The sequence below is a fragment of the Shewanella sp. GD03713 genome (assembly GCF_029843705.1).
Classification (GTDB): Bacteria; Pseudomonadota; Gammaproteobacteria; order Enterobacterales; family Shewanellaceae; genus Shewanella.
This window is the reverse complement of the sequence record NZ_JAOCIW010000001.1, coordinates 508,823-522,330: the sequence shown is the minus strand read 5'-3', so window position 1 is coordinate 522,330 and position 13,508 is coordinate 508,823. Positions and strand designations below refer to the sequence as shown.

Annotated in this window: 11 protein-coding genes; 5 read left to right on the top strand and 6 right to left on the bottom strand. The window is 51.2% G+C overall.

Annotated features, from left to right (window positions below):
* Window positions 1–44: 44 nt before the first annotated feature.
* Genes N5E87_RS02365 through N5E87_RS02355 form a run of 3 tightly spaced genes read right to left on the bottom strand, consistent with a single transcriptional unit; the run spans window position 45 to window position 2,222 of the window.
* Entirely contained in the window at window positions 45–1,667 is a 1,623-nt protein-coding gene (locus N5E87_RS02365) for a PepSY-associated TM helix domain-containing protein (protein WP_086903805.1), read from the bottom strand.
* Between the two features lie 6 nt (window positions 1,668–1,673).
* Window positions 1,674–1,964 carry a hypothetical protein gene (locus N5E87_RS02360; RefSeq protein ID WP_086903804.1) on the bottom strand — a complete coding sequence of 97 codons (291 nt, stop codon included), beginning with the start codon at window positions 1,962–1,964 and terminating at the stop codon, window positions 1,674–1,676.
* 3 nt (window positions 1,965–1,967) lie between these two features.
* Window positions 1,968–2,222, bottom strand: a complete 255-nt coding sequence (locus tag N5E87_RS02355) for a hypothetical protein (RefSeq protein WP_086903803.1) — start codon at window positions 2,220–2,222, stop codon at window positions 1,968–1,970.
* Window positions 2,223–2,563: 341 nt separating this feature from the next.
* Between N5E87_RS02355 and N5E87_RS02350 the strand changes: the two genes are divergently transcribed.
* Complete coding sequence (locus N5E87_RS02350; protein ID WP_086903802.1) at window positions 2,564–3,451, top strand: SPFH domain-containing protein; 888 nt, start codon at window positions 2,564–2,566, stop codon at window positions 3,449–3,451.
* Between the two features lie 107 nt (window positions 3,452–3,558).
* Here the strand turns inward: N5E87_RS02350 and N5E87_RS02345 are convergent, their stop codons facing one another.
* Together N5E87_RS02345 and zntR are read right to left on the bottom strand one after the other, a co-directional pair.
* A complete protein-coding gene (locus tag N5E87_RS02345) occupies window positions 3,559–5,079 on the bottom strand; it encodes a permease (protein ID WP_086903801.1) in 1,521 nt (506 codons plus the stop codon).
* Window positions 5,080–5,081: 2 nt separating this feature from the next.
* A complete protein-coding gene (zntR, locus tag N5E87_RS02340; protein ID WP_086903800.1) occupies window positions 5,082–5,555 on the bottom strand; it encodes a Zn(2+)-responsive transcriptional regulator in 474 nt (157 codons plus the stop codon).
* A 337-nt stretch (window positions 5,556–5,892) separates the two neighbouring features.
* On the opposite strand from zntR, the gene purH reads away from it, so the two are divergent.
* The 4 genes from purH (at window position 5,893) to N5E87_RS02320 (ending at window position 12,678) form a co-directional block, all read left to right on the top strand.
* Window positions 5,893–7,491 (top strand): bifunctional phosphoribosylaminoimidazolecarboxamide formyltransferase/IMP cyclohydrolase, encoded by a 1,599-nt coding sequence (gene purH / locus N5E87_RS02335; RefSeq protein WP_086903799.1) that lies wholly within the window; start codon window positions 5,893–5,895, stop codon window positions 7,489–7,491.
* A 105-nt stretch (window positions 7,492–7,596) separates the two neighbouring features.
* The gene (gene purD / locus N5E87_RS02330) at window positions 7,597–8,895 is read left to right on the top strand and encodes a phosphoribosylamine--glycine ligase (RefSeq protein WP_011715652.1); all 1,299 of its coding nucleotides are present in this window, start codon (window positions 7,597–7,599) and stop codon (window positions 8,893–8,895) included.
* Window positions 8,896–9,075: 180 nt separating this feature from the next.
* The gene (locus tag N5E87_RS02325; RefSeq protein ID WP_086903798.1) at window positions 9,076–12,297 is read left to right on the top strand and encodes an ImpA family metalloprotease; all 3,222 of its coding nucleotides are present in this window, start codon (window positions 9,076–9,078) and stop codon (window positions 12,295–12,297) included.
* Between the two features lie 156 nt (window positions 12,298–12,453).
* Window positions 12,454–12,678 (top strand): hypothetical protein, encoded by a 225-nt coding sequence (locus N5E87_RS02320; protein ID WP_086903797.1) that lies wholly within the window; start codon window positions 12,454–12,456, stop codon window positions 12,676–12,678.
* A gap of 3 nt (window positions 12,679–12,681) precedes the next feature.
* On the opposite strand, the gene N5E87_RS02315 is transcribed toward N5E87_RS02320, so the two are convergent.
* Window positions 12,682–13,485 (bottom strand): SDR family oxidoreductase, encoded by an 804-nt coding sequence (locus tag N5E87_RS02315; RefSeq protein ID WP_086903796.1) that lies wholly within the window; start codon window positions 13,483–13,485, stop codon window positions 12,682–12,684.
* Window positions 13,486–13,508 lie beyond the last annotated feature (23 nt).

Here is a 13,508-nt window from a genome sequence, read left to right as displayed (position 1 = left end):
TATTGCTCAGTAACAAAAAGGGCGCCGATAAGGGCGCCCATTTTTTAGACTGTTTTTAACCTAGCTTCTTCAGCCACCAGCCCCTTGCTGGGAATAGCCCAGACACTGTCCTGCGGGCCATTGAATACGCGATGGCGCGTGAGTCGGTATCCATAGTAGAACAGCCCACTAAAGCCGAGCGCCACCAGTTCGACCCCAAGCGTTGCCGCCGAATGGGGCGCCCATAAGCCAAGATTCGGCACTAACAGCCCAATCACAGAGGTAATAGGCATTGCCAGAGTCGCCAAGGCGCACAGAGGCAAAATCAGCAGTGCCGCCCTCGCCGCGCCGCGCCAAAAGGCATAAGCCACTAAGGCGACGAAGACGACATAGTACAACCACAGATAGAGATGATTAATATTGCTCACCTGTGAGTAGAACCATTTCCCTAGCAGCATGCTCACCGCCAGAGCGGCAACCGAACCTAAGCAAATCCCCACGGTGGCGCTCGCCATTAATCGGCAAGCACGCGTCTGCTCACTCGCCTGTTTTTTACGTCGCTTTTCCAGCCACAGCAAGTTACCGCTGTAAAATAAAAAAGCGCCGCTCAAGCCTAAAAAGAAATACACCCAGCGCCCAAGATCGCCCCCGTAACTGCCAAAGTGAAGCCCGAAGAATACCGCCACCGTTCTGGCCCAAATGCCCTTATCACTCTGGTCAATGGTGCTGTTGGTTATCTTAAGGCTATAGGGGTGCAGATATAAGTAATCGGTAACTGGCCCGCGCATAAAGCCGTTAGGGTTGTACAGGCCTAAACGCAAGGTCGCACGGGGATTATTCAAGTTCATAAAGGTCATTTCATGCACTTGATACTCGGGGGCGAGCTCCTGCACCTTAGTCAGAACCGTGCTGATCTTAGGCAAATCGGCGAGCGTATAGGGCGTTCTGTCGGGTGCGGGTTGGGCAAACAGCGGTTTTTCACCGTAAACCACCTGCTTGAGCCCATCGTAAAGCTGATCATGGAAGGCAAACACTATCACGGTCAGGCTGATCACCAGATGAAATGGCAAACTAGTAATGCCAACTAAGTTGTGGGCATCGAGCCAGAAACGGCTTTCGCCCTTGTCTTTACGCAGGGCGAAAAAGCTTTTAGTTAAGGTGGGCAGTAAGAAAATCACTCCAGAAACCAGTGCCAAGAAGTATAAGAAGGCGGCGACGCCGAGCACATAGACACCCGCTTGATCGTGGCCCACTTCACCGGCAATCCCCGCAGTGCGGTGTAATTGGTCAATCAGCTCGGCCAGCTCGCTTGGGGTACTTAGCTGAGTCACTAATTGCCCCTGCTCGTCGAGGCTAGCATGCCAAAGCTGATTACTCATGCTGAGTTCACGCTCCGAGCCCTGCTGATACCAAGTCATCGGCGACTGATGCTCATCATTCAAGTGCAAACTAAAGCCGTTTTTCGCCTTATCGTCCCGCGCTAACACCTGCGACACTAACTCATCGAGCCTATCGGCAGAGACTTGCGGCAAAGTCACTGAGGGCGGCATTGACCAAGCGTCAATCGCGCCTTTAAACATAGTGAGCGATCCGGCATAGAAACCGATAAACAACACTATTCCGGCGATGATCCCAGTCCAAATATGGATAGACTGATACACCCGTAACACATCACTGCGAACTTTCATCCCTTATCACCTAAAGGTATATAAAACTATATAAGTCAAAATGTTAAGCAGGCCTAAATAGCCAATGGCTCTGAGTCCTGTTTTAAAGAGAAAACTCAAACTTAAGACAGATAACCAAATGGGCGCGATCAACCACATATTGACCTGCACCTTAGTATCAGCATCGATTCCGCCCGGACCAAACCAGGCAAATAATCCCACTAATCCAAGCGCCAAAGTGAAGCCTAAAATCAATCCTGCTAGTGACTTAGTCCACCAGTCGGGTTGTAACTTGTCCTGTTCAGCTAAACGCGCCATGGCTTATTTCCGACCGATAAGAGAGATAAAAGGCACTAAGCCCGAGAGCAACATCAACAGGGCTATCCAGAGAAATATTGCGGCGCTGAAGGTGAACAGACTCAGCCAACCAATCAAGCTGGCGAGGGCAAGCCCATAGGCAAGTAACCGCCAAGGCCGCTTAGGCAAAGGGCGAGCTAATCGTTTTTGCTGCTTATTGGTCAAATAACACAACAGGCAAGCCGTCAGCGTCGACAACAAAAAGATGAGTTGCAACACGGGGATTTATCCTCTCAAGACAAAGTGTTAGCACAATTAAACCCACTGAAATCTATCGCCTTTCCGCCTGATTCCCACAAAGCAATAACGGGGCGACATGATAGAAAATTGAGTTAATTTCGGGACTCTAACTTTGATGAGAATAGTTCGCAATAACATTTACACTGTAAGGATAAGCAATGACATCTGGCTCACACATCGACAAGTCCAATGCAGTCTTGTTGCCTCACGTTAACCATTAAGATACATTTTGCTGCAAAATGTAACGCCAAGTGATTAAAACTAAACCGTATTCCGCCCCAATAAATTCGCCATCGCAACATATCAGCAAAGGAAGCGACATGATAAAAACTGAACTTAACCTGCCAAGCTCTATTGGCCTCTCTAAAATCATCCCCCTGGTGATTTTACTGATCCTCTTTATTTCACTCTTTGGCAGTTGGTACACGGTCGACCAAGGTGAGCGCGGAGTGATTCTACGTAACGGTAAGATCATCGGCACCGCCGAGCCAGGGCTCGGATTTAAAATGCCACTGTTCGATACAGTAGTGAAAATCTCAACCCAAACCCACACCACCAGCTACAGCTCATTACAAGCCTATAGCCGCGATCAGCAACCCGCGACCCTCAATGCTTCAGTCACCTTCAACGTGCCGCCGGATCGCGTCGAAGAAGTGTATGCCAACTTTAAGAGTATCGATGCCATGGTAGCTCGTCTGCTCGACCGCCAAGTGCCAACGCAAGTTGAGAACATTTTTGGTAAATACACTGCGATTTCGGTCGTGCAGGAGCGGATCAAATTCGGTATAGATGTCACCAGCGCCATCACTAACTCGGTCAAAGGCCCCATCGAAATCACCTCAGTGCAGATTGAAAATATCGACTTTTCCAACGCCTATGAAAAGTCTGTAGAAGACAGAATGCGCGCCGAAGTTGAGGTACAAACCCAGCTGCAAAACCTCGAGAAAGAAAGAGTCAGCGCACAAATCGCCGTGACCCAAGCGCAGGCAGAAGCAGACTCGCAACTCGCCCGCGCTAAGGCAGAGGCCGAAAGTATTAGGATTAAAGGGGATGCAGAGGCGTCTGCCATTAAGAGCCGCGCCGAGGCTCTGGCACAAAATCAAAACCTTGTCGAACTGACCAAGGCCGAGAAGTGGGATGGCAAGCTGCCCACCACAGTGCTGCCAACGGGCACCCTGCCCTTTATCGATGCTAAAAAGTCGAACTAATAAACGACTGAGCGTCACGCGTCACCCTGCCGCGTGAGCGGTACAATTGAAGTGTCACAATAAAAAAATCCCCAGTCATTGCTGGGGATTTTTAGTTAGCGTTAGCACTATGAGCAGCAGTCGCTGCGGCGCAGCCAGCTTCTTGGGATTTTCTCGAATACCACTTTCGCCATCAGCAGTGCGAGCACTATGCCTGATGTAGCGACTAGCCACTCTGGCAACACTTGATGTTGCTCACCAATCTGCGGCATCACCTCAAAACCAAAGTTAGCAACCAGATAGTTCACCAAAGCGCCGGCAACTAAGGCAACCCCCAAGACGCCGCCAAGATAGCCATAGAGCGCACGCTTACCCAGCTCCTTAGTCACCACGCCTAAGGTGGCGATATTGGTTGCAGGACCTGCCATCATAAACACCAGCACGGCGCCAGGGGAGACACCCGCCAGTAGCAAGCCCGCTGCAATCGGCGTCGAAGCCGTGGCACAGATATACATAGGCACAGACACTAGCACCATCACCAGCATTGCCAGCAATCCATCGCCCCACTTAGCTAAAAAGTCAGCAGGAACATAGGTTTGTACTATGGCCGCGAAGAATAAGCCCACCAGTAACCAGAGTGTGGTGTCACGCACCAGATCCGTCGCCGCATATTTAAGACCTATGCCTACTCGTGCAATCACAGACTCAGACTTAAGCTCGGTCGCCATATCCTGTGTAGATGCGCAGCAGCTCTCGCCTTCGGCTTGATGGCTGTCAGCCGTTTTCGCGCTTGAGCTACCACAACAAGCGCCCTTCTTCACTACGACTATTTTTTCAGGCAGGGCAGTTTGAGTGCCACAGCATGATCCCGCACTCTCTGCATTTACGGAATGGGCTTTAGCAGCATTAACCTTAGCTGCATTAACCATAGTGACAGCGCCCATGCTTGGGCCGCCAGTTGCCATTAGACTTGGCGTAGCCATCGGCGTCATTTTGATTTTTGGCTCGGCTGCTGGCGCTTTCGCGTTATCACTGCCGCAGCAGGAAGACTTAACTGGCATGATTGCAGGTGCCTTAGTCGATGAACAGCAGCTTTTTACCGCTTCGGCTTTGACCATTTTCTCCGCCGACGGGGATTTTGAAGCACAGCATGAAGCGACAGGAGTAGCACTATCGAATGCCTTGTCTGACTGAGCCGTGTCTAACTGAACCTTGTCTAACTGAGCCTCGGCCTTAGCCGCAGGTTTGCCATCGTCATCATCTCGCCCGACTAAAAGGCCCGCAACAATAGCGCTGGTGATCGCCGCAATCGGCCGTACTATCGCCATAAAAGGGCCGAGTAAAACGTAAGAAACCGTTACAGAGTCGACCCCAGTTTCAGGAGTCGAGACTAAAAAGGAAGTCGTTGCCGCTTTCGATGCCCCAGAGCGGCGCAGCCCAACGGCCGCAGGTATTACCCCGCAGGAACACAGAGGTAATGGCGCGCCCAATAACGCCGCCTTCACCACGGTTTTAAAGCCATGTCCGCCAAGTTGCTTTTGCATCCAAGCCATGGGCACAAACACTTTGAGTAGGCCCGCCAGAATCAAGCCGAGCAGCAGCCAAGGGGCGGAATCTAAAAACAGATCGATAAAATTCTTCAATAACATAGTTAATTCCCTGGCTTATCTAGGGTTGTCGCATCTGGAGTTTGGCCATGGTCGTGCTCCACACGCACTCGCTCTGTGCTCGACTCCAGCGCCTCTAAAATCGAGCAATGTTCGGCACTACGCGGACCGCCGCAGCAGGCATCCGACAGTTTTTGCAAACTGGTTTTAAAATGCAGCAACTCGGCAATCTTAGTCTGCACCTGAGCCAACTTAACGTCGACCATGCCCTTCACATCGGCACAGGCCCAATTGGATTTATCCAACTCGATAGAAAGCAGCTCGCTAATTTCACTCAAGCTAAAACCTACCGCCTTCGCCCGTAGAATAAAACGCAGCCGTGCGGCATCGGCATCGGTATAGACCCGATAGCCAGAGTCGGTGCGGCTCGAAGGCGAAAGCAGGCCGTGTTTCTCATAAAATCTGAGGGTATCGGCTTTCACTTCGCATAAATCGGCTAACTCACCAATGCGGTACATAGTTCTATCCTTTGCAGCTTAGCTTGCCCCATGCCAACCTTCGCTGACAATCAACATCATAGGGCGAGTATAAACCTTAGAGCCTACTCCAAGGTCAAGGGCTATTTTTAAATTTATCCCTCAGTCAAAAACCACGGCACTTTGTTCTGATATCAATATTGTGAAATCGCGCAGAAAAAACACCCGTAAATCCAGTTTTACGGTAGAATACGCGCGCCTGACGCTGGGACAAAAAATATAAGTAGGACCAAGGGGCTTTTGGAAAGCAGAATCCGATAGAAGTTGTTCTGTTTTCCGAAAGATCCTTGAAACTAAAATAACTGGACCCTGTACCCAAATGACTGTTGCAAATAATGCCAGACCCATTCGTCGCGCGCTGTTAAGCGTTTCAGATAAAACCGGAATTCTCGAATTCGCCAAAGCATTACACGCCCAAGGCGTTGAACTGCTGTCAACGGGCGGCACCGCTCGCTTGTTAGCGGATAACGGCGTGCCTGTTATCGAAGTATCTGACTATACAGGACACCCTGAGATCATGGATGGTCGCGTTAAAACCCTGCACCCGAAAGTGCATGGCGGCATTTTGGCGCGTCGCGGTCTTGATGAAAATGTCATGGCTGCCAACAACATCAATGCAATCGATCTGGTTGCGGTTAACCTCTACCCTTTTGCCGATACCGTAGCTAAAGCCGGTTGCACCTTAGAAGATGCGATTGAAAACATCGACATCGGTGGCCCGACTATGGTGCGCGCTGCGGCGAAAAATCATAAAGACGTGACTATCGTGGTAAATGCGGCCGACTATAACCGCGTATTAGCCGAAATGGCCGCCAACAATGGCAGCACGACTCACGCGACCCGTTTCGATTTAGCGATTGCCGCCTTCGAACACACTGCCGGTTACGATGGCATGATCGCCAATTACTTCGGCACTATGGTTCCTGCGCATAGCACTGATGAGTGCTTCGAAGACTCTAAGTTCCCACGCACCTTCAACACTCAATTAGTGAAGAAGCAAGATCTGCGTTACGGTGAAAACAGCCACCAAACTGCAGCCTTCTATGTTGACACTAAGATCGACGAAGCCTCAGTCGCAACTGCAGTTCAACTGCAAGGTAAAGCACTGTCTTACAACAACATCGCCGATACCGATGCCGCCCTTGAGTGCGTAAAAGAGTTCAGCGAACCCGCTTGCGTTATCGTTAAACACGCTAACCCATGTGGTGTTGCACTGGGTAAAGATCTGCTCGATGCCTATAACCGCGCCTATCAAACTGACCCAACGTCAGCCTTTGGCGGCATTATCGCCTTCAACGGCGAGTTAGATGCAGCAACCGCTAGCGCTATCGTTGAGCGTCAATTCGTTGAAGTGATTATTGCGCCAGTCGTGAGCCAAGCTGCCCGCGATGTAGTGGCCAAGAAAACCAACGTGCGTCTGTTAGAGTGCGGTCAATGGGATACTAAGACCAAGACCTTAGACTATAAGCGCGTAAACGGTGGTCTGCTGGTGCAAGACCGCGACCAAGGCATGGTTGGCTTAGATGACATTAAAGTCGTGACTAAGCGTCAACCGACCGAGAGCGAGCTGAAGGACTTAATGTTCTGCTGGAAAGTGGCTAAGTTCGTTAAATCTAACGCCATTGTTTACGCTAAAGACGGTATGACCATCGGTGTCGGCGCCGGCCAAATGAGCCGCGTCTACAGCGCTAAGATTGCCGGTATCAAGGCGGCCGATGAAGGCTTAGAAGTGGTTAACTCTGTGATGGCGTCCGATGCCTTCTTCCCATTCCGCGACGGTATCGATGCCGCAGCGGCGGCGGGCATCAGCTGCATCATCCAGCCAGGTGGCTCAATGCGCGATGCTGAAATCATAGCCGCGGCCGACGAGCACGGCATGGCCATGGTAATGACGGGCATGCGCCACTTCCGTCACTAATGCCACCTACAGCCAGCACGCCATGTGCTGGCTGTTTCGTTTATCGCACTCTGTAGCGCTAAAAATCTAACCACAAGAATTTAAAACTCAAAGGGATGACTTAACATGAAAGTATTAGTTATTGGTGGCGGCGGCCGCGAACATGCCCTAGCTTGGAAAGCGGCACAATCCCCACAGGTAGAGCTGGTTTATGTTGCTCCGGGTAACGCGGGCACAGCCCTCGAGCCGAAGTTAGAAAACCTCAACATCAGCGCGACGGACATTCCTGCCCTGCTCGATTTTGCTCAAACCAATCAGATCGAACTCACCATCGTTGGCCCAGAAGCGCCACTGGTATTGGGTGTGGTCGATGCCTTTAATGCTGCGGGTCTACCCATTTTCGGCCCAACTAAAGCGGCAGCACAGTTAGAAGGCTCTAAGGCGTTCACTAAAGACTTCTTAGCACGCCACAATATCCCAACCGCGGGTTATAAAAACTGTACCGAAATCCAAGATGCTAAAGCCTTCGTGCGTGAACTAACGGGCAAGACAGGTTACCCAGTCGTAATCAAGGCCGATGGTTTAGCCGCAGGTAAAGGCGTGATCATCGCGCAAGATCAAGCTGAAGCTGACGCCGCCATCGAAGATATGCTCGCAGGCAACAAGTTTGGCGATGCTGGTTCTCGCGTGGTTATCGAAGAATTCTTAAAAGGCGAAGAAGCCAGCTTTATCGTGATGGTCGATGGTAAAAATATCCTCGCCATGGCAACTAGCCAAGACCATAAAGCCCGTGATAATGCCGACCACGGTCCTAACACTGGCGGCATGGGCGCTTACTCCCCTGCACCAGTCGTTACCCAAAGCGTGCACGATTGGACAATCGCTAACGTTATCCGCCCAACGGTTGATGGCATGGCCGCTGAAGGCAATGTTTACACTGGCTTCCTGTATGCGGGTCTGATGATCGCACCAGACGGCAGCGCCAAAGTACTGGAATACAACTGCCGCTTTGGCGACCCAGAAACCCAACCTATTATGATGCGCCTCAAGTCAGATCTGGTTGAGCTGTGTTTAGCCGCGACCCGTGGCGAGCTGGATAAAGTTACCGCCGAGTACGATTCACGCGCCGCAGTCGGTGTTGTATTAGCCGCCGGCGGTTACCCAGACGACTACCGCAAGGGCGATGTGATCCAAGGTTTAAGCCTAGGTAATCACGATGCCAAAGTCTTCCACGCAGGCACTGAGATGAAAGACGGTCATGTAGTTACTAACGGCGGCCGCGTATTATGCGCTACAGCCCTAGGACACACAGTGACCGAAGCACAAAAAGCCGCTTATCTGCTGGTTGATGAAATCCACTGGGATGACGTGTATTTCCGCACCGATATCGGCTATCGCGCCATTGCCCGCGAACAACAGGGCTAAGCTTTAATTCATTTAAAAAAACCGGCTATGCGCCGGTTTTTTTATGACTTAAATTTGACGAGCGTCAATTTTAAGTTAATGATTTATATCGATTTAAACAATCAAAACCTACTTTCACCCGCATTATTCCTATACAATGCTACGCAAATGTTAACTACCTACAAATGCTAAGGATTCTCCATGGAGATTAGACTCATTTCTGCCGCCATCGCCTTGATACTCGCGGGTTGTGGCGGAGGCTCAGAGGACTCGGGTAGCACAACACCCCCGCCGGAGCCGCCAGTCCAACCTCCCGCGGTGACTCAATATACAGCGAGTACCAGTTCAGTCTCAGGTGGTAAGCTCATCCCTAGCAGCCAAAAGGTCGATGCGGGTAAAAGTGCCAGCTTTAGCGTTCAAGCCGACAACGGTTTCGTGCTGGATAGCATTAGCGGCTGTGGCGGTGCGCTGACCGAACAGACCTACATCACTGCGACGATAAGCGCCGATTGCACAATTACCCCAAGCTTTATCAGCAATGCTGAAAATGCCATTCGCCATCAAGACCATACCCTTGCCAGCTCTAACGAACTGATTGATTTCAGCACTGCTGAACTTGCCAAAGTGGACGCTGCCCGCAAAGCGAAAATCACCGAACTCTATCAAGGTGTCGGTAACAGCATCACTTGGCATCCGACCCACGATTCCATCACCTTTTCGAGCTTTATGCCGGAAAATACTTTTACCTTACTGCCATCCAATGTTGATGGCAGCGGCGCCAGCGCCGTACGCGGCTTAGTGATGGCGGGCGAACAACAAGGCCAGCGTTATGCCGCCATGGGTGGCAACCTGTTTGCGGTTAATAATTCGGATCAGAGTGATAAGCTGCTGAAAAACCTTATCGGATGGCTGACCAAAGGCGGCGATCAGCAGAATGGCCTGAGCATAGTCACGGCACAGATGCCAAGTCGCGCCGACAGTTGGTATTTCCCCCATAACGAAGGGATCCGCACTTGGCTAAGCAAGTACTACCCCGACGCCCACAGCATCAACGACGCCAATAGCTGTGATTACACCGCCCTTGCCAGCTGTATCGATACCTTAAAACCCGATTTAATCGTTATCAGCGATATTGACCGCGACAACCTAGGTTACGCGGGCATTCAAGCGGCCATCACTAAAGCCAAGGCAGCGGGGATCCCGCTGCTGCTCTCGAATTATCGACGCGAACAAAGCGCTATGCTCTCGCCACTCTATCTTGAGATGGGGCTCTCTACTGCAGGAAACTATTGGTCGAAACTCAATGCCAATAACCTGAGTATCGACACTATCCTAGCGCAAGATAAGGCGCTCGCGGATGTCGACACCCTGCTGGCAAATTTGCGCGAACAACGCTTCGATACGCAAGTGCTCAATGACTGCAGCGGCAACTATTTAAGCTGTAACAGCAGCGCCTTTGTCGATACCTTCAAGGCGGGCGCGGATTGGTATCGCAGCAATGCCGAAACCTTAGATAACAATGATATCAATGCTTTTAACAGTTCGAATTTCAGCTTGATGAAAGCGGGGTTACTGCTCGCCGATAAGTATCGCTCCGAAATTGATTACCCCATCGCCTACAGCGAATCCGCCCAGTGGCAGCAAGCCTTGTTTGCCGATTGGAGTGTCAGCTACGCCCGCGCCCACAACCTAGCCCAACCTGACTTAGGTGAGTATGTCACCGACAGGACCAATCTGAGCAAGGGAAGCAATGCCCATTACGCTTACCCTGCAACTGTGTCTGAACGTAAAAGCATCACAGTGCCTTACTCCGGCCAGTGGACAACAACGGGCTGGTACGCCTTACCCGGGCAAACCATCACACTCAACCGCTTAGACAATACTGATGCTAATGTTGAAATTAAGCTGAATTATCATAGACGTAATACTAACCGCGCCTATGAGCAAAAGGTTTATCGCGCGCCACTGGAACTCGCCCAGCAGCGCCTCAAGCTCGCCAAAGGGCAAAGTCTTGAATTCTCAACCCCCTATGGCGGCCCTATTTATCTCTATATCAGTGGTGGCGACGGTGCGCTCAGTGTCGATGTGCAAGCCAAGAATGTGGCCAAGCACCCCAGCATTATGGATTTCTCTAATCCCGCTGAAATCACGGCCTTTAGCGATAAGATCCAAAATACCGAGTTGCCCCATGTGGATCTTCGCACCGATGGTGCCGAGCAGCATTTGCGCCGTGACCGTTTTATGAATGCGATTGGCGGTAAGTTCCCGGATGTCAATGCGTTGCTCAAGAGCATTGTCGAGGATCATATCAACAGCGTGTATACCCTCGCTGGGCTGAAAATCCAAGGTAAGAGCTTAAGTGAATCTCTCCCCTCGGATGTGCTTGCAAGCTGTCAGGCACTGTTTGGCGCAGACTGCACCGATGCTAGCCTGCATACCCGCAGCATCATCCAACACGCTAACTATGATCAAAACGCCCACTGCGGCTCGGGTTGCAGTGGTAATCCATGGGATGCGGCTTGGAATATTTCGCCCACGGGTTGGGGAGATAACCACGAACTCGGCCACAATCTGCAAACCAACCGCCTGAACGTGCAATACGCTACTGCTGCCAATCGCGATAATTGGGCTGGTTATGGCAGCCGCGCGGGGGAAAACTCCAACAATATTTTCCCCTATGTGGTGTTGTGGAAGACCCATTATCTGCGTGACGGCAACACGAGCAGCATCACCGATGGTCATATGAATCACAAAGATCTCTTCTATGTGTTTATGTCCGATGCGGCAGGCACCACTGATACCAGTGGCAAACGCGTGGTCTTTGGCGCCAACTGTAAAGTGCTCGATGTGGGCGAAGACAGATACACCGCCCCTTGGGCCAGCAATGCTTACGCGGTACACAACGGCTATCGCATGGCGTTTTACATCCAAATGGCGCTAAAAGCCCATGGCATGACGCTTAACGACGGTACCAGCCTAAGCAATGGTTTCAATATCTTTACCCTGCTATATCAGCACAGCCGCATCTTTGGCAAATACGCCAATAATGCCAGCGACTGGGAGGCTAACCGCAGCAAACTCGGCTTTGAACTCTTCCCATACGAGGGCCATAGCGTTTACGGCAGCAAAACAGTGAGGGATATTCCGGGCAATGACTTTATGCTGGTATCCCTGAGTAAGCTCACAGGCAAAGATTGGCGCAGCCATTTTGATATGTTGGGCCTGCGTTACTCAAGCCTCGCCGCGGCGCAGGTAGCGGCAAACGCCAGCCAAGGTGCGGTCCCTATGGGTATGTATGAGCTTGAAACCGATTTGCCACCAGCGAACATGAGCCAAGGCTTAAGCTTTATCCCTCTGTCAGTTAGCGATGGTAGCACTCTGTGGAAAGGCACAGGCTCACCTAGCCAATGCGCTAAACCTTAATGGGTCTTAGATATCGATAGCCTGACACCTAAGCCCATCACCAATAAACCCCGCTTATGCGGGGTTTATTTTTGCCCTAAAGCGTGAGCTGACGCACACAAGTCCCCCTTTGGCGGGTGCACTATCTAGACCCAACAAAAATATCAGGGGTTATTTATGGGATATTCAATCAAAGACATTATTTATCAAGGAGAAAAGTCTGGCGTGCACAATTGGCAGACGCTATCGGGACTGAATTTTTACTGGCATCCAGACTGGTTACATATCGCAGAGGATCTCACCGGCCACAAAGCCACCGCCCATATTCAGGCCGATGGCGATAAGGCGACCCAAAGCGAGGCAGAGCAAGCTATTGTGAAACACCTTAATCGCGGCAAATAAGCCTTAATGACCCGACGCAATCGCCTTGCGGGCAATTTTATCGATTAATCCTGGTGCAATCAGCTTTAGCCAGCGCCCGAGTCGGCCACGCAGCGACGTAATAAGCTGCCGACCTCGGGTCGCTATCACAGGGAGCATCATGTTCGCACATTGCTCGGCGGTAATAATTTTGGCTTCCTGCATTGGAGATTTACCAAGCGGCTTACCCTCGCCGTCGAGGGCACGCTTATGAATTTGTGATACGACAAAATCGGGACAAATCACAGTCACGGCAACGTTATCATCCGCCAGTTCAATCCGCAGCGAATCAAAAAAGCCGATAACTGCATGCTTAGAAGCGGCATAGCCACTGCGCGTCGGCACGCCCGTTAACCCAGCTACCGAGGCCACAACCACCACCTGACCTTGGCTCGATTTTAAATAGGGTAAGGCGGCATGAGTTAAATACGCTGGCCCTAAGTAGTTGACTCGCATGATATCTTCAAGCACAGACAACTGATTAAGCTCATCGAAACGTGACCACATGGTCATGCCCGCGTTATTCACTAGAATATCGAGGCGACCATAATGGGCAATAGTGGCTTGGATTAAGGCTTCGCATTGGGAGGCGCTACTGACATCGGCGGCAAATACAAAGGGAGTCGGACCATAGTTCGCGATTTCGAGGGCAAGGGAGGCTAAACGTGTTTCATTGCGGGCACTGAGCACCAGTTGGCAACCCACCCGTGCCATGGCGATGGCCAGCGCACGGCCTATTCCCTCCGAAGCGCCCGTAATAATGACCACTTTACCCGTCAGTCCATCCATAACTATTCCCTTGTTACCAATGT

Excerpts from the sequence above, each read along its gene's own strand:
- N5E87_RS02350 (WP_086903802.1), top strand. The coding sequence starts at position 2,564 with ATGATAAAAACTGAACTTAACCTGCCAAGCTCTATTGGCCTCTCTAAA.
- N5E87_RS02345 (WP_086903801.1), bottom strand. The coding sequence starts at position 5,079 with ATGTTATTGAAGAATTTTATCGATCTGTTTTTAGATTCCGCCCCTTGG.
- zntR (WP_086903800.1), bottom strand. The coding sequence starts at position 5,555 with ATGTACCGCATTGGTGAGTTAGCCGATTTATGCGAAGTGAAAGCCGAT.
- N5E87_RS02360 (WP_086903804.1), bottom strand. The coding sequence starts at position 1,964 with ATGGCGCGTTTAGCTGAACAGGACAAGTTACAACCCGACTGGTGGACT.
- purD (WP_011715652.1), top strand. The coding sequence starts at position 7,597 with ATGAAAGTATTAGTTATTGGTGGCGGCGGCCGCGAACATGCCCTAGCT.
- purH (WP_086903799.1), top strand. The coding sequence starts at position 5,893 with ATGACTGTTGCAAATAATGCCAGACCCATTCGTCGCGCGCTGTTAAGC.
- N5E87_RS02320 (WP_086903797.1), top strand. The coding sequence starts at position 12,454 with ATGGGATATTCAATCAAAGACATTATTTATCAAGGAGAAAAGTCTGGC.
- N5E87_RS02365 (WP_086903805.1), bottom strand. The coding sequence starts at position 1,667 with ATGAAAGTTCGCAGTGATGTGTTACGGGTGTATCAGTCTATCCATATT.
- N5E87_RS02315 (WP_086903796.1), bottom strand. The coding sequence starts at position 13,485 with ATGGATGGACTGACGGGTAAAGTGGTCATTATTACGGGCGCTTCGGAG.
- N5E87_RS02325 (WP_086903798.1), top strand. The coding sequence starts at position 9,076 with ATGGAGATTAGACTCATTTCTGCCGCCATCGCCTTGATACTCGCGGGT.